This is a genomic window from Pseudomonas sp. HY13-MNA-CIBAN-0226 (genome assembly GCF_040310305.1).
Classification (GTDB): Bacteria; Pseudomonadota; Gammaproteobacteria; order Pseudomonadales; family Pseudomonadaceae; genus Aquipseudomonas; species Aquipseudomonas gregormendelii.
The window spans coordinates 1-241 of sequence record NZ_JBEOPS010000564.1 but is presented as its reverse complement, the minus strand read 5'-3'; the positions used below and the strand labels follow the sequence as shown (position 1 = coordinate 241).

1 protein-coding gene is annotated in these 241 nt (G+C 44.4%); it reads right to left on the bottom strand.

Translation table 11 applies throughout. The features are described from left to right. The coding region (locus AAEZ05_RS29930) for an insulinase family protein (protein WP_350650282.1) at positions 1-241 on the bottom strand (241 nt) is incomplete at both ends.

Sequence of the window (241 nt, the reverse complement as noted above, 5' to 3'; positions counted from 1 at the left end):
GGTCTCATATTTAGGCGGAAACTGGCCTTTGACATAGGCTTTAGCAGAATCTAACGTCACTTGGTCAATGCCCTTTTCCCACAAACGAGCATAGGTTTTTAAGGCTAAATCAATCGCTTCTTTAGTCGTCGACGACTTGGTAAACGTACTGATTTGGAATAATCCAGATTGCGCATACGGGCTAAACCCGGAACGAGCACCGTAAGTTAAGCCTGCATTGACGCGTAGTTCATCATTTAAC